Origin of the sequence: Acinetobacter sp. NIPH 298 (assembly GCF_000369505.1) — a bacterium.
GTDB lineage: Bacteria > Pseudomonadota > Gammaproteobacteria > Pseudomonadales > Moraxellaceae > Acinetobacter.
Genome location: NZ_KB850055.1, coordinates 201,254 through 223,873, shown reverse-complemented (window position 1 = coordinate 223,873; position 22,620 = coordinate 201,254). Strand labels below are relative to the sequence as shown.

The following is a 22,620-nucleotide window of genomic DNA, read 5'->3' as shown; positions in this document are numbered from 1 at the left end:
TATCCATTTTTCACACGATGGTGAAAAAACACATATTATTCTGGAATATTACGTTGTGATACAGAGCGAATCGCTTGCTTCAATGCTTCATAGCCATGAAGTGGTGGAAATTGCGGAAACTCAGCAATTACATTATCTGGCGCATCAAATAAGAAACCATGATCTGCTTCACCAAGCATCGTTGTATCATTATAAGAATCGCCCGCTGCGATTACACGGAAATTCAAACCATGTAATGCTTTGACTGCTTGACGCTTTTGATCAGGTTGACGCAGTTTATACGCGGTAATCATACCATTTTCATCTGTCTCTAACTTATGACAGAAAATAGTTGGCCAACCGAGTTGCTTCATCAACGGGTGTGCAAACTCATAGAAAGTATCAGACAAAATAATCAGTTGAAAATGAGTACTCACCCATTCAACAAACTCTTTCGCCCCTTCAAAAGGCCCCATATCAGCAATCACAGCCTGAATATCGTTTAAACCCAGACCATGTTGTTTTAAGATATTTAGACGTTGCGTCATCAGTACATCATAGTCTGGAATATCACGCGTGGTCGCTTCGAGTTCTTTAATCCCTGTTTTTTTTGCAAAATTAATCCAGATTTCTGGAACTAAAACCCCTTCAAGATCTAGGCATACGATTTCCATGAATGCGTCCAATGTTGGTTAAAAATTGCTGTATCATACCATTAACATTTTCAATTTTTTGCGCTGTTGTTGAATAAAACGACTTTATTCTGCAAGATTAAAGTTGACGGCAAGCCCTCCGCTTTGCTGCGGGTCTGCTGACATTTCACAGATGCTTGCGACAGCGGGCATTTTTTAGTCGATACAAGGCAGGTTTTGCGAAACTTAGTCACTCTAAGTAAGCAAGACATAACGTAGTAGCGGCAAAAAATGCCCCTGTCCCGAAGGGTTATGGCTAAAACTTCCCTAAACTTCGTTATGAAATTTGACAAGGGGGTCGCCATTGCCTTCATTTCATGCCTTGTTTATGTCGTTTTAGCCTATAACGCAATGCATAGCTGAAGTGTCAACAGACCCTAAAATAATTTACAATTATGCCCAAGCCTACCGCCAGGAACATTCATGACTGTTATTCCGACTATTGACCTTGTAGATGCTCTCGCTGCTGACTATGCAGATAAATCACCACGAGAAATTTTAGAACTTGCTTTAAGCCAATCAGGTGAAATCGCTATTTCTTTTTCAGGCGCTGAAGATGTTGTATTGATTGATATCGCATCTCGTATTGGCAAACCATTCCGTGTATTTAGTTTAGATACGGGACGTTTACATGCCGAGACGTATCAGTTCATCGAAACTGTGCGTAAACATTACAAGATCAATATCGAAATTTGCTTTCCTGAATCGGCAGCAGTTCAGCAACTGGTAGATGAAAAAGGCTTATTTAGCTTTTTTGAAGATGGTCATCAGGAATGTTGTGGCGTCCGTAAAGTACAGCCTTTACGTAAAAAGTTGGCAACTTTAGACGGCTGGATTACAGGTCAGCGTAAGGATCAAAGCCCAACGCGAAGTGACGTTCCAGTGGTTCAAGCCGATGTTGGTTTTTCAGGTGAAGGTAAGCAATTGATTAAATACAATCCACTTGCGAACTGGAGCAGTGCGGATGTATGGAGTTATATCCGTATGATGGAAATCCCATACAATCCATTGCATGAGCGTGGTTTTATTTCGATTGGTTGTGAGCCATGTACGCGTGCCGTACTTCCAAATCAGCATGAGCGAGAAGGACGCTGGTGGTGGGAAGAAGCCACACACAAAGAATGCGGCTTGCATGCTGGCAATCTCAAAAAATAATCAATTACAGATTTGGTATATTAAAACCACTGATTAATCAGTGGTTTTATTTTTTATGACTGCCGTGTACAAAGTCATATTTTAACCAGAACAAACCGTATATACTCGACAGAACGGTTCAATAATTCTAATAAGAGTTATAGGGTCTGTTGACACTTCATGGTTGAAATATCAGCAAACCCTACGAGTATCTTATAAAAAATGCGACGAGAGGCTAATCTGCTATGCGCCCATTACACCCAATCGACTTCATTTTTCTTTCATTAGAAAAAAGACAACAACCTATGCATGTAGGTGGCTTGTTTTTATTCGAACTTCCTAAGAATGCTTCGCCGACTTTCGTGCATGACTTAGTGGAAGAAATTCGCCAATCAAAAAGCATTCCAGTCCCTCCATTTAATAACCAACTTAATGGTTTATTTTGGGGTGAAGACAATGAATTCGACCTAGATCATCATTTCAGTCATATTGCACTACCGAATCCCGGACGTATTCGCGAATTGCTGGTCTATATTTCACAGCAGCATAGTTCACTAATTGATCGTGCCAAGCCACTATGGACCTGTGACATTATTGAAGGCATTGAAGGCAATCGCTTTGCCATGTACTTTAAAATCCACCATGCGATGGTTGATGGCGTTGCGGGTATGCGCTTGATTGAAAAATCACTATCTAAAGATCCAAACGAAAAACACGTTGTGCCGTTATGGTGTGTTGAAGGAACGCGCGGTAAACGTTTAAAAGTACCAAAACCACCAACAGTCAGCAAAATCAAAGGGTTTATAGATGGGATTAAATCTCAGCTTGAAGTCACCCCTAAAGTCATGCAAGAGTTGTCTCAAACAATATTTAAAGAAATGGGGAAAAACCCAGACTACGTTTCAACCTTTCAAGCACCGCCTTCAATTTTAAACCAGCGTGTCAGTTCTTCTCGTCGTTTCGCAGCACAATCTTTTGAGCTGAATCGCTTACGTTATATTGCTAAAGTCTTGGGTGTAACGATCAATGATGTGGTACTTACCGTGTGCTCAGGTGCATTGCGTGAATATTTAATTAGTCAAAATAGTCTGCCGAAAAAACCGCTCATTGCGATGGTCCCTGCCTCATTACGCACAGATGATTCAGACGTCAGTAACCGTATCACCATGATTTTGGCAAATCTTGCGACGCACATTGAAAATCCGATTGAACGTTTAGAAATTATTCGTCGTAGCGTACAAAACTCTAAACAACGTTTTAGCCGTATGACTGCAAATGAGATTTTGAACTATAGTGCTGTTGTGTATGGACCAGCAGGTCTAAATATCGTTTCAGGCATGCTGCCTAAACGCCAAGCATTTAACCTTGTGATTTCGAATGTACCCGGTCCACGTGAGCCTTTATATTGGAATGGGGCAAGACTAGATGCTTTGTACCCTGCTTCAATCGTTATGGATGGCCAAGCGCTGAATATCACTTTGACCAGTTATCTCGATAAACTTGAGGTTGGACTGATTGCATGTCGCAATGCATTACCTAAAATGCAAAATCTACTGACTCATTTAGAAGAAGAAATTCAACGTTTTGAACAAAAGATTCAAGAGTTCGAAAAGCAAAAAATTGCGAATTAACTTTCAGAAAAAACTAAGGGGCTTTTCATAGCCCCTTAGTTTTTAATTGCGCGACACCGTTGTAACAGTTGATGGCAAGCAGAGCGGATCATAGCTGTGGTAATCGGAACTTCTTTACCTTGGCTATCGACCATGTAACATGTATTTACAGGGGTGCTGTCCAAAACATGCTTAAAACCGTGGCTCACTAATCTTTTACTAACATTCATATTATATACCTCATTATATTTGCTAAGGCACTGAAAAATGCCTATGGCTAATCTTATGGTTCTAGTATTTAAAATTCATGATAGAAAGTAAAATTTCAGTTGTAACAAGGATTAAGCGAAATCTTGTTACAACTTTAGCTTAAAATGATATCGTATTGCTCTTGCGTATATAGATTTTCAACTTGGAATTTTATGACGCGGTTCACAAAATGCTCTAAATCCGCCACGGCTGGGGCTTCTGCTGTTAAGAGCCGATCAATCACCGCTGGATGTGCAACGACAGTAAAGCCACCCTTGGAGTCAAATGCACGGGCATATCGCATGACCTCTCGAAATATTTCGTAACATACTGTCTCTGCTGTTTTCACATATCCTCGTCCCTGACAGGTTGGGCAGGATTCACAAAGCAAATGTTCCAACGATTCACGCGTACGTTTACGTGTCATTTCCACTAAACCAAGCTCAGAAACTTGAGTAATTTTGGTCTTCGCATGATCACGTTCGAGCATTTTTTCAAATTGACGCATCACCTCTTCACGATGCCCAGCTTCTTGCATATCAATAAAATCAATGATCAGAATGCCACCCAAATTACGCAAGCGGAGTTGCCGACTAATCACTTGTGTAGCTTCCATATTGGTTTTAAAAACCGTATCTTCTAAGCTTCGACCACCAACATAAGAACCTGTATTGACATCGATCGTGGTCATTGCCTCAGTCTGGTCGATCATCAGATAACCACCAGATTTAAGTGCGACGCGTGTTTGCAATGCCTTTTGAATGTCTTCTTCGACGTTATACAAGTCAAATAATGGCTTTTCCCCCGGATAGTGAATCAGGCGGTTTTTGATCATCGGTACAAATTCATCAACAAACTCACTGAGCTTGGCATGAATTTCACGTGAATCGACATAGATTTTAGCGGTTTCACCACTTGCAAGATCACGCACAATTCGCTGTGGAAGTGGCAATTCTTCAAAAATGATTTCTGGTGTAGCAACTTCTTTTTGTTTGCGTTGAATATATTCCCAAAGTTTACTTAGATAATTCATATCTTGGGCGATTGCAGCTTCGTCCACACCCTCTGCTGCCGTACGTACAATCACACTACCGGGAAGAAGGTGTTCTTCCTGAATGTGCTCAATGATGCCACGCAGTCGATCTCGTTCTTCCTCAGATTCGATACGCTGGGACACCCCAATATGATTGCCATAAGGCATAAGTACAAGATATCGCGATGGAATAGAAAGATCAGTGCTTAAACGTGCACCTTTGGTCCCCAACATGTCTTTCATGACTTGAACCGTAAGCATTTGCCCCGGGTGTAAAAGTTCAAAAACATTTGGGGTCGGCTGTGAACGTGGCCAGACCATATCATTGATATGTAAAAAGGCAGTTCTCGATAAACCGATATCCACAAAAGCCGCCTGCATACCGGGCAATACCCGTACAACTTTGCCTTTGTAAATATTACCGACCAATCCACGTTTTACAGTGCGTTCAACAAATAGCTCATTGACCGTACCATTTTCGATTAATGCCACACGACATTCCATCGGTGTGACGTTAATTAGCAACTCTTCAGCCATAACCAACTCAAAACTTTATAAAAATTCTTATATCCGAAAGTATCAGCGAAATGCCTTTATGCTTTCTAATAACTGTGCTGTTTCATGCAAAGGCAAACCAACAACATTGCTATAACTGCCACGAATCTGAGGAATATATTGTGCAGCAATTCCTTGTATCGCATACGCCCCTGCTTTTCCTACTGGCTCACCCGTTGCCCAATATTTTTCCATTTCTGCATGGCTCAACACTTGTAACTCTACCTGAGTTTTTACAACTGTACTGAGCATCTTAGAGGATTGAGCGACGCATAGTCCAGAAAACACGTCATGCCAGTGTCCTGAAAGCGTCGACCAGATTTCAAAGGCGTGCTGCTTTGACTCGGGTTTACCTATAATTTTTCCAGCAAAACTCAAACTGGTATCTGCTGCAATCACGATTGCTTCAGGATAACGCGTTAAAACAACTTTGGCTTTTTCTCTCGCCAAACGTTCCACATAGTGCTCGACGGTTTCACCCGCTAACACCGTTTCATCAACCTCTGGACTAAAAACCTGAAAGTCCAAACCGAGTTGCTGTAACAACTCCTGTCGACGAGGTGAGCTGGATGCTAGAATTATATTCGCCATTTATGTAAACAATAATAAATGACAGGCCATGCAAGTATACCCGTAATAAGCGGTTGCCAATGCCGAGCGATCGAGAAATGTGTACCTGCAATCGTCTGAGCCACCCACAAAAAGGTAATATGTGCAGTAATGGCAATAATCGCAATCACCCATGAATTACCAAAAGTCAAAATTCGACGTTCACGGATAAAATAGCGTGTCGAAAAACAAATCAGAACAAAGCTCAGTGCATTTAAGCCAAGCGGTGCGTCTAACAATAAATCGACAAAGATCCCCATCGCAAATGCGAACCAAATACCACACCAAACGGGCTGATAAAGAATCCAAAATAGCGTGATCATCAACATTACCGACGGTCGCCATCCAGATGTATCATAAGCCAATGGATAGACCATCAGTACCGACCCAATCACAATGGAGAGAATAATCATCCAAAGTGGGTCTTTATTGGTTCTGGCGTAATTTAATTTAGCGATCGGCATAAGGCTGCTCCTTTGCCAAAGATTCTGAGAACAGAACCACGACATGATGACCACTGGCCAACTGTGCAGTCGGCATGACATCAATTTCAGCAAACTCACCCGAGTTATGACGGCTGACCTTAGAGACTGTTCCAACTAAATAACCTGCTGGAAAATGTTCACCTAAACCAGAACTAAAAACTTTGTCGCCCACTTTAATATTTGCACTGGTTGGCACATATTGCATTTTTAGCTGTCCCAAATCGCCAGTACCAGACACAATCGCTCGCATTCCCGTACGCTCTAAACGTACCGATAAGGAATGTTCTTTATCTGAAAGCAACATGATTCGGGCACTATGCGGATAGACATCGATAATCTGTCCCATGATCCCTTTGTCATCTAAAACGGTCTGACCGATTTTAAGTTGATCGAGCGCACCACGATTGATAATAATAATATGACGTAGTGGATCTGCATCCGTACCGATCACTTCGGCGATTTGCATACGCCCATCAATAATCAATGGGGTATCAAGTAGACCACGCAATCGATTATTTTCAGCAGAAAGTTCTGAAAGTTTTTGCAAGCGAACCTGTGCTTGCAATAACTCAGCTTGCATCGCGGTATTTTCACGGCGCAACTGAGCTTCAGACTTGGTTTGTTGATTCAGCCATTCACGCGACAGTACTGGATAACTTGCCAGCGCATAAATTGGATTATACGCAGCGTACAATACTTCTCTGGCAGGTTGAACCACATGCGGCATGCGCCAATCAAAGAAAAGCACCACCAAACATGTGATGACCGCAATAACAAACGAACGAAAAGAGGGCGGTTTTCTTGAAAAAAGATTCGGTTGCACCGCCTATTCCTTATGAATTAACCAACAAACAGCATGTCATGGTTTGGATTGTCAAAGAACTCTAATACTTTACCTGCACCACGCGTAACACAGGTCAGCGGTTCTTCTGCCACAACGACAGGTAAGCCTGTTTCTTGTGCGATCAATTTATCCAGATTACGGAGTAATGCACCACCACCAGTCAGTACGATCCCACGCTCAGCAATATCCGAAGAAAGTTCAGGCGGTGTTTGTTCAAGTGCTGATTTCACCGCACTAACAATACTTTGTAATGGATCAGTAATCGCTTGGGTAATTTCATCAGAAGTCACGGTAATGGCACGAGGAACACCTTCAGCCAAGTTACGACCACGCACTTCAATCTCAAGCGTTTTGCCATCTGAATCTGCAATCGCCATACCGACTTCTTTCTTAATGACTTCAGCCGTGGTTTCACCAATCACACAACCATGCGCTTTACGCACATAATTGATGATTTGCTCATCAAAGACATCACCACCGATACGTAGAGAATCTGCGTAGACACAACCTTGTAATGAAATAATGGCAATTTCAGTGGTACCACCACCAACATCAACCACCATCGAACCACATGCTTGCTCAACTGGCATGCCTGCGCCAATCGCAGCAGCCATTGGCTCTTCGATCAGACGAACTTCACGCGCACCTGCATTAAATACGGCTTCACGAATCGCGCGACGTTCCACCAAAGTTGATTTGCATGGTACGCAGACCACAACTTTTGGATGATTGGGGAACAAGCGTTTTTCATGTACTTTACTGATAAACTGATGCAGCATCGTTTCAGTAACTTCAAAATCAGCAATCACACCATCTTTCATGGGACGAATGGCTGAAATATTCGCTGGGGTACGGCCTAACATTTGTTTAGCATCAAGACCAACAGCAGCAACTATTTTTTGTGAACCACTGTGACGAATCGCCACAACTGTCGGTTCATTTAATATAATGCCACGGCCTGGTGCATAAATAAGTGTATTTGCAGTACCTAAATCTATGGCTAAATCCGGCGAAAACAAGCCAAGTAGTCTTTTTAGAATCACGGGGGCGTTCTCAATTAAACTTTGTGTGAATACAAGGTGGCAACTTTAACTAAATGTGATGATTTGAACAAGTCAATCGCTTATTATAACGCACTATATTTTGAATTTTTTTGATACTGAATTAGGTAAAGTTATGTCTACATCATCTGATGCGTCACAGACAGCGGATCTAAATGCGCAAACTGTATCGCAAATCGCAAATTTGGCTCGCTTATCCCTAAATGACACGCAATCTGCTGAATATGCTCAAAGTTTGAATAAAATCTTAGGTATGATGGAAACGTTAAAAGGCATTAACACCGATGATGTTGAACCTTTAAAAAGCCCATTTGATCACCCACAACCCTTACGTACTGACGTTGTGAGTGAAACTAATCACCGTGATGAATACCAAGCGGTCGCTCCTGCGACAGAAGCAGGTTTGTACCTAGTCCCTCGTGTAATTGAATAATTTTTATTCGATTAGTCAATATTTTATATTTAGAATGTAAAGAAATTTTTCATATGACAGATTTACATCGCTTAACAATTCGTGAACTCTCTGAAGGCTTACAACAAGCCCAATTTTCATCACGTGAATTGACTGAACATTATTTAAAACGTATCGCCAAAATTGACACAAAAGTAAAGAGTTATGTGACGGTTACAGCAGAACAAGCTTTGGCTGAAGCGGATGCCGCTGATGCTGCACTAAAAGCTGGCAATGCATCTGTACTTGCAGGTATTCCACTGGCGCATAAAGATATTTTTTGTACCAAAGGCATTAAAACCACTGCTGGTTCAAAAATGCTGGATAACTTCATCTCCCCTTATGATGCAACTGTGGTGGCCAAAGCCAAAGCTGCGGGTCTTGTGACCTTAGGTAAGGTGAATATGGATGAATTCGCCATGGGTTCAACCTCGGAAAGCTCTTACTTTGGTGCAACAGGCAACCCTTGGGCACTTGATCATGTACCGGGTGGTTCATCAGGTGGTTCTGCTGCTGCTGTAGCGGCTGATCTCGCACCGATTGCTACAGGTACGGATACTGGCGGTTCAATCCGTCAACCTGCCTCATTCTGCGGTTTAACAGGCTTAAAACCCACGTATGGTCGTGTTTCTCGCTTCGGTATGATCGCCTATGCCTCATCACTGGATCAGGGCGGCCCAATGGCACGTACTGCCGAAGACTGTGCTTACTTGATGAATGTAATCGCAGGCCATGATGCCAAAGACTCAACCTCTATCAATAAAGAAGTTGATGACTACGTTGCAAACTTGAACGCTACATCGGTCAAAGGCTTACGTATTGGTATTCCAACGCAATACTTCAACGTCTCTGGTTTAGATGCTGAGGTCAAAGCCCGTGTCGAAGAATCATTGAAAAAACTTGAGGAAATGGGCGCAAGCTTAGTTGAGATTGATCTCAACATGACTGAAGCCTATGTTCCAACCTACTACTTGATCGCACCTGCTGAAGCTTCATCTAACCTTTCACGTTTTGATGGCGTACGTTATGGCTACCGCTGTGAAAACCCTGTGGACTTGATGGACTTGTACAAGCGTTCACGTTCGGAAGGTTTTGGTGCAGAAGTACAACGTCGTATCTTGATTGGTACTTATGCCCTTTCTGCTGGTTATTACGATGCATACTATGTCAAAGCACAAAAAGTACGTCGTCTGATCCAACAAGATTTCTTAAAAGCATTTGAAAATGTCGATGTAATCGCTGCGCCATCTGCGCCAACCACAGCGTATAAGATCGGTGCGAACCTCAGCCCAACTGAAATGTATTTAGGCGATATTTATACCCTCGCGGTGAACTTGGCAGGTCTTCCAGCTATTAACGCTCCTGTTGGTTTTGATCAAGAAAGCTTGCCTGTCGGCTTACAGTTGATTGGTAACTACTGGTCAGAATCACAATTGCTTTCGATTGTGCATCAATATCAACAAAACACAGACTGGCATACCAAGCGCGCTAGCGTTGCTGAGGAGACTGCATAATGACTGAAGCTCAAAAGTTAGCTAAACCAAAATCAAATCTGATTGACGGTTGGGAAGTTGTTATCGGGATCGAGATTCACACGCAGCTTGCAACTAAATCAAAAATCTTCTCAGGTTCATCGACTGAATTTGGTCAAGACCCAAATACACAAGCTAGCCTCGTTGATTTGGCAATGCCGGGTGTATTGCCTGTATTGAATGCCGAAGTGGTTGATCTTGCGATTCGCTTTGGTTTAGGGATTGATGCTTATATCGACCAAGCATCTGTATTTGCACGTAAGAACTATTTCTACCCTGACTCTCCAAAAGGCTATCAGATCAGCCAAATGGACAATCCAATCGTCGGCTTGGGTCATATTGATATCCAACTTGAAGATGGCACGATCAAGCGCATAGGCGTTACTCGCGCGCATCTTGAGGAAGATGCAGGTAAGTCAATCCATGACCAGTTTGAAGGCATGTCAGGTATTGATTTAAACCGTGCAGGTACTCCGCTACTTGAGATCGTATCTGAACCTGATATGCGTTCGGTTGAAGAAGCAGTTGCTTATATCAAATCGATTCACACTTTAGTGCGTTGGTTGGGTATTTCTGATGGTAACATGGCCGAAGGTTCATTCCGTTGTGACTGTAACGTGTCTTTACGTCGTCCAGATCAGCCATTTGGTACACGCTGTGAGTTGAAAAACCTCAACTCATTCCGTTTCATTGAGCAAGCGATCAATGTTGAAATTGAACGCCAAATGGAAATTTTGGAATACGGCGGAAAGATCGACCAAGAAACCCGCTTGTTCGATCCAGTGAAAATGGAAACGCGTTCGATGCGTTCGAAAGAAGAAGCGAACGACTATCGCTACTTCCCTGATCCAGACTTATTGCCTGTGATCATTGCTGATGAGCAGATCGAAGCGGCTCGTGCTGCGCTACCTGAGTTGCCTAAAGCACGTCGTGCGCGTTTCATTGCTGACTTTGGCGTAACTGAATACGATGCACATGTCTTAACGCTATCACGCGAAATAGCAGACTTCTATGAAGCTGTTGTGGTGGCTGCTGGCGGCGCGAAGCAAGGTAAGATTGCGGCTAACTGGGTGATGGGTGAATTCTCAGGTGCTTTAAACAAAGCGGGCCTAGAATTGGTAGATTCTCCTGTTTCTGCGGAGCAACTCGGCGGTATGGTGGCACGTATTGTAGATAACACCATCAGCGGTAAGATTGCGAAGCAAGTATTTGGCTTTATGTGGGAAGCAGAAGGAAAATCTGCGGATGACATTATTGCTGAGAAAGGCTTGAAGCAAGAAACCGATACGGGTGCCATTGAAGCGATCATCAAAGAAGTGCTTGCAGTCAATGAAAAAATGGTTGAAGAATACAAGTCTGGTAAAGAAAAAGCCTTTAACGGTCTTGTCGGTCAAGTAATGAAAGCGTCTAAGGGTAAAGCGAACCCTGCTCAAGTGAATGAATTAATGAAGAAATTGATTGGTTGATTTATTGGCTAGTTAATTTATTTCATGATATAAAACCTCGTATTGATACGGGGTTTTATTTCTGGAAAAACTAAAATGGCTTTAAAAACAATATTCAATGTGAGTGAGGAAAAAACATCTAAACTTGCTGTGTTAATTGACGCCGACAATGCTTCTGCAAAAGACATTAAAAATATTTTAGATGAACTGACTAAATATGGGGAAACGACTGTAAGACGTATTTATGGGAACTTTGTTAGTCAAAATGGTAGTTGGAAACAAGCCATTAATGACTTAGCAATCAAACCAATGCAACAATTTGCTTATACCACAGGAAAAAATGCTACTGACGGTTTTATGATTATTGATACAATGGATTTGCTCTACACTGATCGTTTTGACGGTTTTGCATTAGTTTCCAGTGATAGCGATTTTACTGCCTTGGCCATTCGTATCAAAGAACAAGGGGCAACAGTTTATGGTTTTGGTAAAATGCAGACTCCTGATGCCTTTAAAAATGCCTGCTCCCACTTTACTTATGTTGAGAATTTAAGAGATGATGAGGAAAATGAAGTAATCCCTCCGCAAAATAAACAACAAACAACTGCTAAAACTAACAGTAAAGAAGCTGTAAAAATAGAGAATGTGCCCGTTATAGCATCTACTTCTAATCATGAATTACCATTATCGACTATAAAACAAATTTTTGATAACCAAGATATAGATTGGATTACTGTTGCGTCATTAGGTTCTCAATGGAAACTATTACAAACAGATTTTGATCCTAGAACTTATGGTTTCAAGAAACTTGGTGACTTAGTAAAAAATTATCCCAAAGTTTTTGATTACGAGGAACGTACGTTAGAGAATGGACATAAACATTTATATATAAAATTAAAAAGCTAAATTCTAAAAGGCTTAGGTTAAATTGAAGCCTTTAATCTACAAAAAAACTCGGCAAAACCACTTTCAACTCAGCAAATTTATAATCTTGAATATTGCGAGTAACTATCATCGTACAACCAAAACTGAGTGCGGCAAAATGCTGAATCGCATCTTCAAAATCGCTAAATTTAGAATCTAAAGCTTTAGTAATACCCACATGATCCACAGGAATAATGGCTAAAAACTTTAAAAGTTGTCGGATAAATAGACGAGCTTTCTCATCACCACCTAACTTACGCAAAATATAATAAATATTGGCAACGCTGTTGGATGAAATACAGCCCGTAAAAACTCCCTTTTCACACAAAGCTAAAACCAGTTGGCTTGCTTCAACAAAAGGCTGTCGTGCTAAAGCAACATCTAAAATCACATCAGAATCAATAAAAATACGCTCACTCATAGATGCTTTTCCAGACGTGCATCTGCAAGTAATTCTTTATAATCCTGCCCATTGTCCTGTGCTGCGAACATTCCTGTCAAATGCTCTGTAATCGGGGTTCTAAGTTCATTCTCTTTATTTGCTTGAGCTGAAATACGATCTAAATAGGCTTCGACCAAACTCGAAACACTTTGCTGATGTTGCTGTGCATAGTGCTTTGCTCGTTCAATCACATTTTTATCAATGGATAATGTCAATTTTGCTTGCATAAGTCTGCTCCAATACGTATTACTTATCCAATTATACGTATTGGTTGTTTTTTAGCAAATCATTTTCGCGGATGAAGAAAAGTGAATTAATTACTCCCCTCTCACTACCCCCAACTTATTCCAAATATCAGGTGTTAAAAAAGTCGTGACTAATTTATTTAAATCGATATAACGCAAGGTACCTTGCAACTGCTGTCTCACCGCAGGATCTTTCACAATATCTTCACCCGCACTCTGGCCTAACTGCTGAAAAGCCTCACCAACTGCTTGAATCCCCTCTGCCTGAATCACCGCTTTGGTCTGTGTCGAACACTGCTCCACGATCACACGCTGTAAAACCTGCGCCAATTTCTGATCAAGTTGAGTTTTCTGCTCAGGCGTGACGTTACTAAACGTTTTTAAATCAGGATGTGCCGCTAAAGCACTATAGGTCCATTGCAATACCGTGGTTTTATCGGCGGCCGTGGTCGCTTTAACTAAACAATCACTGAGTTGATCAACTGTAGGTCCTGCCATTGCCACTTGAGTTGTGCCTAACACAGCCGCAGCCATCAATACAGAACGACTCAAATGAGAAAATTTACGACGAGGAGAAATATAAACACGAGACATAAGCGCAGTTCCAAAATGCAATCTGTCTCTTTGTACCATAGAGCCAATACAATCATCTGTGAGACTGTGTAACCACAGGTATCATTTCACAACCACTTCGATCAAATCTAATTCCCACACACCACCAGCAGCTAAACCTTTACACATTCCCGTCCACATGTCTCTACTTTGAACAAACTTTTGACCATCCCAAACCCATTCCGAACTTGACCAACAATCACCAATTCCTCGACCTTTTTGCGCACTACCAATCACGCCAGCACCAAAATCAGAAGCATGTTCAGTCACAAAAGTCGCTTTACCCTTTAATGACTCATCCAACACCCACGCACCATAACCTTCGTTATAAGCAGCACGCCAGCATAAGCTCATCGCTAACACTTTATGATTACTTAACTTATAAAGTTGGATCGGCTGAGATTGTGCACCATCACGAGCATAATCATAAGTCCCTTCACAGAAACCCTCCTCTTTTGGAGTCGGTTGTGCTGCCATTAAACGCTGATAAATAGATGGGTACTGCTTGTTACTCGGTTGTAAGGTCAAGTAAGGCTCAGTTGCGGTATTGACCCGCTTGATCACTCGCTTAGGCTGAGCCTTTAAGACTTTGGATTCATTGACCTTACCCTTCTTCACCAGTGCACCTACTGTTCCAACACGCTTCTGAAAATCATCCATTTTCAATAAAGTCGCCGTCATACCAGCGTCCGAGATTTGCCATTGGAAAGACGCATTTTTAAATACAATTTCTGATTTTTGTTGCGCCTGTTGCAATAAAGCCGTGACTTGCGAGGCAGATAGTTTTCCCATTAAGGGAGATTCATTGCCATCTACCGTCACCTGTCCCAAGTCTTTTCCATTGAGATATAATCGAATATTTTTCAGTTTATTGGCTGGAATGCTTTGTTCATCATATAGCGCTAAAGCAAACTTGGCTGTCACCGCTTGCTTCGCACCTGCTTGGCGTGTCAAAAGTAATGAAGCAGGGTTATCAGTAGCCGCATCTGCTTGATAGCCAGCCGCACGACAAGTACCTGTATTGCTGCAATACATTTCCCAATTTTGATGAAAAAAAGCAATTCCTTTTATCTCTTGGGCAACAGCAACAGAACTCATCGCAACTAAACAACAACCTGACAGCAAATTTTTCATGGCTTTTCTCTATTTGGTTTATTTATTATTCATCTCAACAGCAGTTTAACGCTTTTTCTAATCACAATCTAAGCAGATGCACTGAGCCTACTCGCGTTTAATAACCTCAGAAAATGATTAACTCGCACGCTCTTTTCTTTCGTTCGGTAAATTGCATAAACTGGTGCAATACAGGGCTTTTCTGCTTCGAGTGCTCGATAGACGATTTGCTTACTCCAAAACTCTTGAATAGAGGCTGGTACGATCGAGAGTCCAATCCCTGCCGCAATCAAATTAAGACTTGAGGTTAAACGTGGCGTCTCTTGGACAATATTTGGACTAAATCCTGCCTGATAGCAATTTGCCAAAATATTATCAAATAAGTCTTGTCCGCCTAGACGGCGATATAACACGAACTCATAAGCTTCTAAGTCAGGTAAATGAATTGCGCCCTGCTGCTCGACCAAAGGATGATTGCTCGGCAAAGCCACCATTAAAGGTTCATCTAAGACATACAAACTGTGCAAATCGGCATGTATCGGTGCTGGTTTTCGCAGGAAGGCAATATCTAATTTTTCATTGATCACGGCATCCACCAAAGCACTACTACTGTCCTCTTCTAAGTGAATGGCAACAGCAGAAAATTGCTCTCGATATTGGCGCAACAAAGCAGGTAAAAAAGGGTGTAAACCAATAGAGTGGGTAAATCCAATATTAATCTGACCTTCCTTCCCTTGCGCAATATTACGCACTCTTCGGGGAATGGACTCCGCATGATCCAAAATCGTCAGCGCCTCTTGGTATAAGGCCTTGCCTGCCTCTGTCACTTCTACACCACGCGGCAATCGTTTTAACAACACAGTATCTAAATCTTTCTCTATACTTTTAATCAGACGCGTCAATGGCGGTTGTTGTATATGCAAGCGAACGGCTGCCTTGGAAATATTGCTTTCCTCAACAACTGCAATAAAGGCTTTGAGTTTATGGATGTCGATCATACATACCTTAAAAGTATAGATAAGGAAAAATAAAGCATTTGTAAATATACTACTATTCCACCATCCTATTACCAGTAAAGTCAATCAGAAAACCGTCCCAATGAAGGCTCAAGCCCTTTCAATCGCGAATGAATCATCATCTACAACGCCAGATAGCAAGGCGCTGTTTATTGGATTTATGAAGTTGGGATTGATCGGCTTTGGTGGGGTTCTGCCATTGGCATATCGCGTCATCGTAGAAGAACAAAAATGGTTAGATGAGGCTAAATTCACAGATCTGCTGGGGATTTGTCAGGTGCTACCCGGTGGCAATATTATCAATATGGCCGTGGCGATCGGCATGGAGTTTCAAGGTATTAAAGGTGCAGTCAGTTCCGTACTTGGCTTGATCTCTGCCCCAACCATCATTGTTTTACTGATCTATCAGACCTACGTGCATTTTCAACATTTATCTAGCGTTAAGCATCTGATCCAAGGTTTAGCCGCTGCCGCAGCAGGCTTACTTTTTGCAACGGGCATAAAAATGTTGAAACCTATTTTTAAAAAACGTTTAACCATTCTCACGATTTTACTGACCTTTATCTTTATGTTGTGGCTCAAGCTGCCGTTGCTGCTGATCTTGGTTATTTTACTGGCGATAAATATGTTGGTATTGGGAGTGAAAAAATCATGATATTACTCACCCTTGCAATGGTATTCACACAACTGTCGCTGGTTGCTTTTGGTGGAGGCAATGCGATCTTGCCTGAAATGCAGCATCAAGTTGTTACCGTTCACCAATGGATGACTGCCGAACAGTTTAGTTCATTGTTTGCGATGGCGCAGGCGGCTCCCGGACCTAATATGATGGTCGTTCCATTAGTCGGGTGGCATGTTGCAGGGCCAGCGGGACTCATTGTGACATCCATCGCTAAGTTTGGACCATCATCTATTATTACCATTTATGCGCTCAAGTTTTGGCAACGATTCAAACATCACCCTTTACGTGCACGTTTTGAAAAAGCACTTAAACCCATCACAGTCGGCTTGGTTTTGGTCAGTGCGTGGCTGATCGCCGATGCTTCTGCTCAAAACGTTTTGCTGGTTTTAATTGTAATTTTGACCGCAATACTGGGCTTATTTAAGAGAATACATCCATTATGGGTCATGACTTTTGGGGCTGGGTTAGGCATCTGTTTTTTATAATAAGATCTTATCCACTACCGCGATTTGAACTGTATCCCAAAAGTTAGATTCTCTAGCTTTCAAGATACAGCTCTATTTTGTGTAAGGTCTGATTTAGCCCAGCGTTTTTTCAAATGCTCTTAAACGTTTATGAATCGACATTAACTCAATAATCGTTGGCCATGAACTAATCAGATATTGAAATGAACTACGTACCTGATTAAAGACATTTAAGATTTGCATCATCAATCCTAAGGTAATAGCACCCGCAGCAATCGATGGGAATAAAATAAAAAGCCCATAAATATTATCTAACTGCAAATACCAAATACGAACTAAATTAAAGTAGGCATAATGAAAATATAAACGAAAATAATTTTGGCGTACTTGGGAAAAAAGCTGCTTAAGTGTTTGTGGTTGTGCCCTATCATGCTGATCTTCGCCATAAACTAATTCTTTACGGAAGGCCGCTTCTACTTTTTGATTATTAAACTCCAATCCCGGCAACTTATAACCAACAACCATCAATACAACTGTACCCAACACTGCCCAACCAATTGCAGCAATCATAAGGGCGTGTGGGATTTCACCTACTATAGGTAATTCTTTTACATGTACCGATAATTGTACCAAGATGGGCAAAAAAGCAATCAAGGTTAAAAGTGCTTCGACGAGGTTAACCCCAAGTGTTTCCGTCGTCTTCGCAAAACGCATCGTATCCTCTTGAATACGCTGTGAAGCTCCCTCAATATGTCTTAATCGCTCCCAATGTGATGTATAAAAATCATTCATGGCTGTACGCCAACGAAAAACATAATGGCTCACAAAGAACAAGTTAAACACAGCAAAAGTCACGTAGACCATCGCTATGTATAGGAAGGTCATGACACCTGAATAGAGATCTTGTACATCGCCACCGCCACTAGATAGCATGGTTTGGATGAGATTATAAAATGGGTTATACCACGCATTAATCACGACACTGACTTGTACCCCAAACCAGATATTAAACAGAATAAATGCTGAACCCCAAACTGACCAACGCTGCCATTTATTGTCGGAGAAAAATCGCCAAAAAATCGCAAATAATGCTGTTGCCGCAAAAAACCAAAGGTAGAACCATAGAAATGTTGGAGACCAAAAACGGCTCACATCAATGGGTAAAGCTGTCTCATGGTATCCCTCTGAAAAGCCAAGATATGTCCCCCATTCTTTTCCACCTGAATACCATAACAACATGTTAATGATGACCCACAATAACAATGAAGCAAAAAAATAACGTGGATTTGGGAAAAAAGATTTAAACATCTTACTGAACGATCCTTGTGGTACTGCAATAGACGGATGGTTGTATGCTATAACCTCAAACTTAAATTAGTCTGATGGATTGCTAATGTAGTTATTTACCTGTTTTTTCAAACTTTTCATAGCATTTTGTAAGACATTTTTTATTTGTTTAGATAAAAGCAATCCTTTGCTAAAAACAATCAAAGTTATGGCGCTAAGTCATTCAACTTTAAAGTGAGATTTTGCTGAGTTTTAGAACTAGGACGCATCTTGGTTTGAATCGCTAACTGAATATCTGAGAGCTTTTCTTTGGCAGCGTCCGCGCCTGCCTGCATGGTCATTTCACGTCCTTTGACATCAAAGATATGCACCTTTTCACGGAGATCAGGCTGAATCACGATATCCGCATATTTGAGTTCTTCTTCTGCCAAACGCCCCTGCATAATATTAATGTTTTGATTGAATAGCCCCCAAACATTGGTGGTTTCGGTATGAACAGGTTGTGCCAAAATATCGACTGCAATCACCACATCAGCACCCAAATCGCGTGCAACCTGTACAGGCACTGGACTGACCAGCCCTCCATCGACATATTCACTATGACCAATTTTGATTGGAACAAACATACTTGGAATAGAAGCCGATGCTCGTACCGCCTGCCCCGTATTGCCATAATTAAAGACTGTCTTACTACCTTCTTTTAATTCTGTTGCTACCACATACATTGGAATCTTAAGTTTTTGTAGCGGAGTATTATGCACTTGCTCATTGACATAATCTTCGACCTTTTTCCCATCAAAGAAACCCTTGAGGCTGACACTGACATCGCGTACATCATTGGCTTTTAACTTTAAAGCAATATCACGCAATTCAGCTGCACTTTTTCCACTGGCATAGATTGAACCGACAATACTCCCAGCACTTGTGCCCACAATAAAATCGGGACGAATCCCCTGCTGCTCTAAAACTTCAATCACACCAATATGCGCATAGCCACGCGCACCGCCACTCCCCAGCACCAATGCAATCACAGGGCGTTTTTGCTTTTTGATCTGAGCGAAAGGTTGACTGACCACATGCGCCTGAGCATCTTCAACAATTGGCGATAGATGTTTGGTGGTTTGACAGCCCGTTAACATCATGACTGAAAGTCCAAGTGTCCATAACCTAAGTTGTTTCATACGCGACATTTGCCATCTTTATTTAATTTCTGGTCGGATTCTAACGACTGCATTGAAAAAAAGATGTAGCATTTTTTTGTATTTTCTCAATAAAACTTCATAAAAAAGCCCCTCGAAAGGGGCTATTTAGGCTTAGAACATTACCAAATATCTGAATCGACTTTTTTCTTCAACTCAGGATAATTATCAATCTTAAACTCAGGCTCTTTAACGCCTTTTTTAAGTTGAGCGGTATAATCTTTCAATAGGATCAAGAAGATTGGGGTCAATAACACAATCGCAATCAAGTTAATGGTTGCCATCAAGCCCATCGACAAATCAGCCATCGACCACACCAATGGTACACTGGTGATCGCGCCGAAGTAGACCATCATTAAGACCATGACACGGAAAATAAACATCAGTTTTGCATTGTTATTGATAAATCTGACGTTACTTTCTGCATAAGCATAGTTACCAATGATTGATGAGAAGGCAAACAAGAAAAGTAAAACAGCAAGGAAACCACCACCCCAAGCACCGATCTGACTTTCTAATGCTTTTTGAGTTAAGGTCACACCTTCAAAACCAGCTTCATGGTACAAACCTGAAACCATAATAATAATAGCTGTACACGAGCAGACCACAAAGGTATCAACAAATACACCGAGCATTTGCACCAAACCTTGGTTTACAGGATGCTTCACATCAGATGCAGCTGCTGCATTTGGTGCAGAACCCATACCTGCTTCGTTTGAGAACAAACCACGTTTAATTCCCAACATCATCGCCATAGAGATCATGGCACCAAAGAAACCACCTGCCGCTGCTTCAAACTCGAATGCTTTGGTGAAAATCAATTTAAAAATTTCAGGTAGCATTGGGAAATTAATCATCGCGATGTACAAAGCAACCCCGATGTATAAAAGTGCCATGAAAGGCACAATCTTCTCTGCAACCTTCGCAATACGCTTAATACCACCAAAAATCACCAGCGCAGTCATGATCACCAGCACGATCCCGAGCCAAGAAACCTCTAAATCAAGACCACCTAAACCCAAGATAACATTGGCTTTATCCCATCCCCAAGCGTGGGAAGTCGCACCGATAATTGCATTTGCTTGAACAGCATTAAAGACAAAGCCATAAGCGAGAATAAGTGAAAGTGCAAACACCACCCCGAGCCATTTTTGCTTTAAACCCTGAGTAATATAGTATGCAGGTCCACCACGGAATTGCTTATTTTGATGATCTCTGACTTTGAATAACTGAGCCAATGACGACTCAACAAATGCTGAACTCATCCCCAAAAAGGCAGTCAACCACATCCAAAAAACAGCACCCGGTCCACCAATCGCGATCGCAATCGCAACACCTGCAATATTACCCACACCAACACGACTGGCGAGTCCAGTTACAAAAGCCTGAAAAGGGGTAATTCCATGATCATCTTTGCACTCTTTACGGCTACCTTTCATCACGCGGATACTTTGCAAGAATAACCGTAACTGAACTGCACCTGTAATTAAGGTATAAAACAGTCCAACAGCAACCAGTAAAATAACCAAGAAATTCCAAAGTGGATCATTCAAGAATTGTACCCACGACATCAGCGTGGCATTTAATTTTTCATTCATCACTTATTCGCTTTTGCAGATGCTATGTATCAATGGACATAGCCGATTAACAATGGATAAATCAAAAAAGCCCCACAAGGGGCTTTTTAATTCGACTTAGGCAAAGAATTTCAAGATCACTTGAATCACTGTTGCGTTAATTAAATCAACAAAGAACGCACCACATAAAGGAACAATTAAGAATGCTTTATGTGACGGTCCATACATATTGGTAATCGCCTGCATGTTTGCAACAGCGGTTGGTGTTGCCCCCATACCGAAGCCACAATGACCTGCTGCCAGTACCGCAGCATCATAGTTTTTGCCCATGACGCGGAAGGTGATAAATGCAGCATACAATGCCATAACCAATGTTTGCGCGGTTAAAATGATCACCAATGGACCAGCCAAATCTGCCAATTGCCACAGTTTCAGTGATAACAGTGCCATTGCTAAATATAACGAAAGCGACGCATTACCAAATACATCGATTGCACGATCAAAGATATCGACCTTCAACACACTTTCTAAGATATTACGTAAGATCACACCGCCGCCAAGCGCCCATACGAACGTTGGCAACTCAAACCATGTGCCTTTGCTATACCCTGTCATAAACTCTGCAAATGCAAGACAAGCCGCAAACATACCCAAAGTCGTGATCGCATTATCAGCTGTAATCAAACGAACTTGGTGTGGGTTTTCAAAGGGTGCTAAATCATCAGGGTGCGGATCTGGATGAGTATCACGATCTTGGATTTGAGCAGGTGTTTTGGCACGTGCCAAGCTATGACGATTGATCAATAACTTGGCTAACGGACCACCGATAATACCACCGATAATCAAACCAAAAGTTGCACTTGCCATACCCAATGCCAATGCGCCTTGGATACCATATTGGGTTTCAAAAATCTCCCCCCATGCACCCGCCGTACCATGACCACCAGTTAAAGTCACAGAACCAGCAATTAAGCCAATGAGAGGATCAACACCCAATAACGTTGCTAAGCTCATGCCCACAATATCTTGCACAATGATATAGGCAGCGACACAGCCTAGGAAAAGAACCAAGCCAATACCACCTTCTTTTAACTTCATAAAGTTGGCACTTAAACCAATCGAAGCAAAGAAGATCAACATAAAGCTGGTCTGTAATTGGCTACTAAAAATAATACTGTATCCAAAGAATGAATGAACCAGTAATGACAATACTGCTGCAACTAAACCACCAGCGACTGGCTCAGGAATATTATAACGCTTTAAAAAATCAATTTTGTTGACGAGCAGGCGCCCTAATAACAAAACGATAACCGCCGAAATTAAGGTATAAAAACCATTAAAAGTAAATTCCATATCTTCTTCCGTTTATTTCATTCGTTT

The 22,620-nt window shown here is 41.7% G+C and carries 24 protein-coding genes; 8 read left to right on the top strand and 16 right to left on the bottom strand.

Annotated features, from left to right (window positions below):
- Nucleotides 1–35: 35 nt before the first annotated feature.
- A complete protein-coding gene (gene thrH, locus F903_RS05995) occupies nucleotides 36–653 on the bottom strand; it encodes a bifunctional phosphoserine phosphatase/homoserine phosphotransferase ThrH (RefSeq protein WP_004669345.1) in 618 nt (205 codons plus the stop codon).
- Between the two features lie 441 nt (nucleotides 654–1,094).
- Between thrH and F903_RS05990 the strand changes: the two genes are divergently transcribed.
- Nucleotides 1,095–1,826 (top strand): phosphoadenylyl-sulfate reductase, encoded by a 732-nt coding sequence (locus F903_RS05990; protein WP_004669347.1) that lies wholly within the window; start codon nucleotides 1,095–1,097, stop codon nucleotides 1,824–1,826.
- Nucleotides 1,827–2,050: 224 nt separating this feature from the next.
- The gene (locus tag F903_RS05985; RefSeq protein ID WP_005195460.1) at nucleotides 2,051–3,436 is read left to right on the top strand and encodes a WS/DGAT/MGAT family O-acyltransferase; all 1,386 of its coding nucleotides are present in this window, start codon (nucleotides 2,051–2,053) and stop codon (nucleotides 3,434–3,436) included.
- Between the two features lie 35 nt (nucleotides 3,437–3,471).
- Here the strand turns inward: F903_RS05985 and F903_RS16555 are convergent, their stop codons facing one another.
- The 6 genes from F903_RS16555 to F903_RS05960 all read right to left on the bottom strand — a co-directional run bounded on the left by F903_RS16555 (nucleotide 3,472) and on the right by F903_RS05960 (nucleotide 8,233).
- The gene (locus F903_RS16555; RefSeq protein ID WP_005195458.1) at nucleotides 3,472–3,645 is read right to left on the bottom strand and encodes a PA1571 family protein; all 174 of its coding nucleotides are present in this window, start codon (nucleotides 3,643–3,645) and stop codon (nucleotides 3,472–3,474) included.
- A 134-nt stretch (nucleotides 3,646–3,779) separates the two neighbouring features.
- The gene (gene rng / locus F903_RS05980; RefSeq protein WP_004669353.1) at nucleotides 3,780–5,234 is read right to left on the bottom strand and encodes a ribonuclease G; all 1,455 of its coding nucleotides are present in this window, start codon (nucleotides 5,232–5,234) and stop codon (nucleotides 3,780–3,782) included.
- A 42-nt stretch (nucleotides 5,235–5,276) separates the two neighbouring features.
- Nucleotides 5,277–5,843 (bottom strand): Maf-like protein, encoded by a 567-nt coding sequence (locus F903_RS05975; protein WP_005195456.1) that lies wholly within the window; start codon nucleotides 5,841–5,843, stop codon nucleotides 5,277–5,279.
- Nucleotides 5,831–6,325 carry a rod shape-determining protein MreD gene (mreD, locus tag F903_RS05970; protein ID WP_004669357.1) on the bottom strand — a complete coding sequence of 165 codons (495 nt, stop codon included), beginning with the start codon at nucleotides 6,323–6,325 and terminating at the stop codon, nucleotides 5,831–5,833. The genes F903_RS05975 and mreD overlap by 13 nt, the downstream gene beginning before the upstream one ends.
- On the bottom strand, nucleotides 6,312–7,169 hold the full coding sequence (gene mreC / locus F903_RS05965; RefSeq protein ID WP_004669359.1) for a rod shape-determining protein MreC: 858 nt from the start codon (nucleotides 7,167–7,169) through the stop codon (nucleotides 6,312–6,314). Before mreC ends, mreD begins: the two co-directional genes overlap by 14 nt.
- Before the next feature lie 17 nt (nucleotides 7,170–7,186).
- On the bottom strand, nucleotides 7,187–8,233 hold the full coding sequence (locus F903_RS05960; RefSeq protein ID WP_005195454.1) for a rod shape-determining protein: 1,047 nt from the start codon (nucleotides 8,231–8,233) through the stop codon (nucleotides 7,187–7,189).
- A 133-nt stretch (nucleotides 8,234–8,366) separates the two neighbouring features.
- On the opposite strand from F903_RS05960, the gene gatC reads away from it, so the two are divergent.
- The 4 genes from gatC to F903_RS05940 all read left to right on the top strand — a co-directional run bounded on the left by gatC (nucleotide 8,367) and on the right by F903_RS05940 (nucleotide 12,585).
- Nucleotides 8,367–8,684 (top strand): Asp-tRNA(Asn)/Glu-tRNA(Gln) amidotransferase subunit GatC, encoded by a 318-nt coding sequence (gene gatC, locus F903_RS05955; RefSeq protein WP_004669364.1) that lies wholly within the window; start codon nucleotides 8,367–8,369, stop codon nucleotides 8,682–8,684.
- 53 nt (nucleotides 8,685–8,737) lie between these two features.
- Entirely contained in the window at nucleotides 8,738–10,216 is a 1,479-nt protein-coding gene (gene gatA / locus F903_RS05950) for an Asp-tRNA(Asn)/Glu-tRNA(Gln) amidotransferase subunit GatA (protein WP_005195452.1), read from the top strand.
- Nucleotides 10,216–11,700: an Asp-tRNA(Asn)/Glu-tRNA(Gln) amidotransferase subunit GatB gene (gene gatB, locus F903_RS05945; protein ID WP_005195450.1), complete on the top strand. Its 1,485-nt coding sequence runs from the start codon at nucleotides 10,216–10,218 to the stop codon at nucleotides 11,698–11,700. The genes gatA and gatB overlap by 1 nt, the downstream gene beginning before the upstream one ends.
- Nucleotides 11,701–11,775: 75 nt before the next feature.
- Complete coding sequence (locus F903_RS05940) at nucleotides 11,776–12,585, top strand: NYN domain-containing protein (RefSeq protein WP_005195448.1); 810 nt, start codon at nucleotides 11,776–11,778, stop codon at nucleotides 12,583–12,585.
- A 31-nt stretch (nucleotides 12,586–12,616) separates the two neighbouring features.
- Here the strand turns inward: F903_RS05940 and F903_RS05935 are convergent, their stop codons facing one another.
- The 5 genes from F903_RS05935 to F903_RS05915 all read right to left on the bottom strand — a co-directional run bounded on the left by F903_RS05935 (nucleotide 12,617) and on the right by F903_RS05915 (nucleotide 16,013).
- Nucleotides 12,617–13,024 (bottom strand): PIN domain-containing protein, encoded by a 408-nt coding sequence (locus F903_RS05935; RefSeq protein ID WP_005195446.1) that lies wholly within the window; start codon nucleotides 13,022–13,024, stop codon nucleotides 12,617–12,619.
- A complete protein-coding gene (locus tag F903_RS05930) occupies nucleotides 13,021–13,272 on the bottom strand; it encodes a DUF6364 family protein (RefSeq protein ID WP_005195443.1) in 252 nt (83 codons plus the stop codon). Before F903_RS05930 ends, F903_RS05935 begins: the two co-directional genes overlap by 4 nt.
- A gap of 90 nt (nucleotides 13,273–13,362) precedes the next feature.
- Nucleotides 13,363–13,884, bottom strand: a complete 522-nt coding sequence (locus F903_RS05925) for a hypothetical protein (protein WP_005195442.1) — start codon at nucleotides 13,882–13,884, stop codon at nucleotides 13,363–13,365.
- Nucleotides 13,885–13,965: 81 nt separating this feature from the next.
- Nucleotides 13,966–15,036, bottom strand: coding sequence for a DUF1176 domain-containing protein (locus tag F903_RS05920; RefSeq protein ID WP_005195441.1), 1,071 nt, complete (start codon nucleotides 15,034–15,036; stop codon nucleotides 13,966–13,968).
- Nucleotides 15,037–15,104: 68 nt separating this feature from the next.
- On the bottom strand, nucleotides 15,105–16,013 hold the full coding sequence (locus tag F903_RS05915; RefSeq protein WP_005195440.1) for a LysR family transcriptional regulator: 909 nt from the start codon (nucleotides 16,011–16,013) through the stop codon (nucleotides 15,105–15,107).
- 100 nt (nucleotides 16,014–16,113) lie between these two features.
- Between F903_RS05915 and F903_RS05910 the strand changes: the two genes are divergently transcribed.
- Together F903_RS05910 and F903_RS05905 are read left to right on the top strand one after the other, a co-directional pair.
- Nucleotides 16,114–16,686 carry a chromate transporter gene (locus F903_RS05910; RefSeq protein WP_005195439.1) on the top strand — a complete coding sequence of 191 codons (573 nt, stop codon included), beginning with the start codon at nucleotides 16,114–16,116 and terminating at the stop codon, nucleotides 16,684–16,686.
- Entirely contained in the window at nucleotides 16,683–17,198 is a 516-nt protein-coding gene (locus tag F903_RS05905; RefSeq protein ID WP_005195438.1) for a chromate transporter, read from the top strand. The genes F903_RS05910 and F903_RS05905 overlap by 4 nt, the downstream gene beginning before the upstream one ends.
- A gap of 93 nt (nucleotides 17,199–17,291) precedes the next feature.
- Here F903_RS05905 and sbmA read toward each other — a convergent pair whose 3' ends face one another.
- The 4 genes from sbmA to gltS form a co-directional block, all read right to left on the bottom strand.
- Entirely contained in the window at nucleotides 17,292–18,485 is a 1,194-nt protein-coding gene (sbmA, locus tag F903_RS05900; RefSeq protein WP_004669385.1) for a peptide antibiotic transporter SbmA, read from the bottom strand.
- A 185-nt stretch (nucleotides 18,486–18,670) separates the two neighbouring features.
- On the bottom strand, nucleotides 18,671–19,645 hold the full coding sequence (locus F903_RS05895) for a patatin-like phospholipase family protein (protein WP_212749526.1): 975 nt from the start codon (nucleotides 19,643–19,645) through the stop codon (nucleotides 18,671–18,673).
- 140 nt (nucleotides 19,646–19,785) lie between these two features.
- A complete protein-coding gene (locus F903_RS05890) occupies nucleotides 19,786–21,261 on the bottom strand; it encodes an alanine/glycine:cation symporter family protein (RefSeq protein WP_005195436.1) in 1,476 nt (491 codons plus the stop codon).
- Between the two features lie 96 nt (nucleotides 21,262–21,357).
- Nucleotides 21,358–22,593, bottom strand: coding sequence for a sodium/glutamate symporter (gene gltS / locus F903_RS05885; RefSeq protein ID WP_005195435.1), 1,236 nt, complete (start codon nucleotides 22,591–22,593; stop codon nucleotides 21,358–21,360).
- Nucleotides 22,594–22,620: the final 27 nt, after the last annotated feature.